The organism is Trebonia sp., from assembly GCF_049794275.1.
Lineage (GTDB): Bacteria > Actinomycetota > Actinomycetes > Streptosporangiales > Streptosporangiaceae > Trebonia.
The window spans coordinates 1-2171 of record NZ_JBARCR010001110.1 but is presented as its reverse complement, the minus strand read 5'-3'; the positions used below and the strand labels follow the sequence as shown (position 1 = coordinate 2171).

The 2171-nt window shown below is 71.7% G+C and carries 2 protein-coding genes; one reads left to right on the top strand and one right to left on the bottom strand.

Going from position 1 to position 2171, the window contains the following annotated elements; all coding sequences use genetic code 11:
* Window positions 1–159: 159 nt before the first annotated feature.
* Window positions 160–651: an inorganic diphosphatase gene (locus WA805_RS27605; protein ID WP_422287893.1), complete on the bottom strand. Its 492-nt coding sequence runs from the start codon at window positions 649–651 to the stop codon at window positions 160–162.
* A 155-nt stretch (window positions 652–806) separates the two neighbouring features.
* Here WA805_RS27605 and dacB point away from each other — a divergent pair.
* Window positions 807–2171: D-alanyl-D-alanine carboxypeptidase/D-alanyl-D-alanine endopeptidase (gene dacB / locus WA805_RS27600; RefSeq protein ID WP_425243795.1), on the top strand; the 1365-nt coding region annotated here is incomplete at its 3' end.

Genomic DNA, 2171 nt, shown 5'->3' with positions numbered 1-2171 from the left:
CGGTGGGAGAGCGCCGCCACCGCCGCCAGCGCCGCCGTCCTGATCTCCGGGGGCCTCGCCGGACTCGGCGGCGACCTCATGCGCACGGCGCATGAGACCGTCCGCGCCCGGGCGGACGCGGTCTGCGCCCGCGCTGAGTGCGCCAGGCGGATAGCAGGCTTAGTGCTCCTCGGCCTCGATGAAGCGCTTCCGCGAGCGCTCGATCTCGGCCTCGGCGGCCGCCCGGTCGGCCCAGCGGGAACCCTCGACGGACTTGCCGGGCTCTAGGTCCTTGTAGACCTCGAAAAAGTGCTGGATCTCCAGCCGGTCAAACTCCGGCACGTGATGAATGTCTCGCAGGTGCTCGGCACGCGGATCGTGTGCGGGGACGCAGAGGACCTTGTCATCCGGTCCCTTCTCGTCGGTCATCTGGAACATGCCGATGACCCGCGCGGTGACAAGGCAGCCGGGAAAGGTCGGCTCTTCAAGCAGCACCAGGGCGTCAAGCGGATCGCCGTCGCCGCCGAGAGTATCTTCGATGAACCCATAGTCGGCCGGGTACCTGGTCGAGGTGAACAGCATGCGATCGAGGCGCATCCTGCCGGTCTCGTGGTCGATCTCGTACTTGTTCCGCTGCCCCTTGGGGATCTCGATGACTACCTCGACGTCCATGCTCTCCACCCTGTTAGCGCACCTGTCAGCCGCTCGTCTGCCTCCATTGTCGCTGCTGGCGACAGCGCGGCAGGACGGCGGGTTCATGACCCGCCGACACGGAGTCCGGCCTGCCCCTAAGCTATGCACACCGCAACCCGCGAAAGGTAGTTTCGGTGCGCCGCACCCGCCCCCGCCGTACCCGGATCACGGCCCTGGCCACGCTCGCGATGCTGAACCTGTTCACGCTCGCGGCCGGGGTGGCCGTGGCTCGCATGCTGCCGCCGAGGCTCGCGGCGCTGCGAATCCCGGTCGCCGCCGTGCGCCCCGTGCTGCGGCCAGGGACGGTACTGCCGCCGGTGGCCGCGGGCACCGCAGGCAGCGGTTCAGGTGCGGATCCCGGCTCGCTGCCGACCGCTGCCGGGCTGGCCGCCATGCTGGGGTCCACGCTGCCCGCGGGCGAGACCGGCCCGCAAGTCGGCCTGGAGGTCGCGGACGCGCGGACCGGCAAGGTGCTCTACGCGGAGAACGGCTCGACGCTCGCCACCCCGGCGTCCACCACCAAGGTGGCGACCGCGGTCGCCGCGCTCGCGGTGCTCGGGCCGGACGCCCGCTTCACCACCAGCGTGCGCAAGGTGAGCGGCGGCATCGTGCTCGTCGGCGGCGGCGACCCGACCCTCGCCGTCAACGGCTACCCCTCCTCCGATTACCCGCAGCCCGCCACGCTGGCCGCGCTCGCGGCCAGCACGGCCCGGGCGCTCAAGGCCCAGGGCGACACCCATGTGCAGCTCGGCTACGACACTTCCCGCTACACAGGCCCCGACATGGCACCAGGATGGGCCGACGCCCTCATCACCACAGGCAACGTCACGCCGATCGTGTCGCTTGAGGCCGACCAGGGGCGTCTCACCCCGGCAGGCGTGCTCGAAGACTCCGACGACGCGGTCAACTTCACGCCCCGCACGACGGACCCGGCCGGCCTGACGGTGACGGCGTTCGCGAACCTGCTCCAGCAGGACGGCATCACGGTCAGCGGCAGCCCGGCGGAAACGACCGCCCCGTCCGGCGCGCCCCTGCTGGCGAGCGTGAGCTCGCCGCCGCTGTCCCAGGTGGCTGAGCAGATGCTGCGCGAGAGCAACAACGTGATCGCGGAGAACATCGCGCGGCAGCTCGCGATCGCGATGGGCCTGCCCGCCACGTTCGGCGGCGCGGCAGACGCGGTCATGACCGAGCTGCGGCGGCTCGGGGTGACGACGCCGATCAGCCTGGTGGACGGCAGCGGGCTGTCGCCGCAAGACGGCATCGCGCCTGAGACGCTGGTGCGAGTGCTCGAGGTCGCCAGCGCGGGCCCGTCGCGGCTGCGGGGCGCGATCACCGGCCTGCCGGTCGCCGGGTTCAGCGGAACGCTGTCTGCCGGCGGCAGCGTGTTCGGCGGGATCGACGGCGCGGCGCGCGGCGTGGTGCGGGCCAAGACGGGCAACCTGGACACCGTCGCCACGCTCGCCGGGCTGGTCTACGACCACAGCGGCGCGCTGCTGATC